Annotated in this window: 1 protein-coding gene; it reads right to left on the reverse strand. The window is 69.8% G+C overall.

Annotation, left to right across the window (positions count from 1 at the left end; genetic code table 11):
• Nucleotides 1-100: 100 nt before the first annotated feature.
• The gene (locus QZ271_RS14410) at nt 101-544 is read right to left on the reverse strand and encodes a DinB family protein (RefSeq protein WP_291432633.1); all 444 of its coding nucleotides are present in this window, start codon (nt 542-544) and stop codon (nt 101-103) included.
• Nucleotides 545-653 lie beyond the last annotated feature (109 nt).

Consider the following 653-nt stretch of genomic DNA (forward strand, 5'->3'; position numbering starts at 1 on the left):
GGCTGGAGCACCCTGGAACGCTACGCCACCCACACCCGCCGCTGACGATCACCCCTGCTGACCGCCACCGCCGACCGCCACCGCCGACTGCCGCTGACCGTTACAGCAGTCGGCGGTGGTAGTTCACCTGTCCCAGGTGCCAGTTCAGGTGCCCGTACAGGTGAATCAGGAAAAAGCGGGTGCTCATGCCCTCCGGGAAGCCCGGCAGTTGCGTCGGGTGCGGTGCGTCCAGACGGGCCGGGTCCAGGCTCTCCAGCGTGCCTGCCACCAGCGCCGACACCCCCTGCACACCCGCGATCAACTCGGCGCGCGGCACGTCCCGCCGCGCGAACTCGGCCGGGCGGTCCCGCACGAACGCCACGCCCCCCAGGTCCGCGCCCACGAACTGCGACAGGTTCCCGATCAGGTGCAGCGCCAGCGTCCCGCCCGAGTTCAGCACGCCGTCCGGCACGGCCCACATGGCGTCCTCGGACGGGTACGCCTCCAGTTCCAGCGTCAGTTTCTCCAGGTCCCGCACGAACAGATCCCGCAATTCAGGCAGCATGGGAACAGCTTACCGGGGCGGCGCCAATCACCGGGGCGGCGCCAATCACCGGGGCGGCAGGAGCAGTTTGCCTTCCAGGGGGGTGCTCAGGACGATGCTGGTGTCGCAG

The sequence above is a fragment of the Deinococcus sp. genome (assembly GCF_018260555.1).
Lineage (GTDB): Bacteria > Deinococcota > Deinococci > Deinococcales > Deinococcaceae > Deinococcus.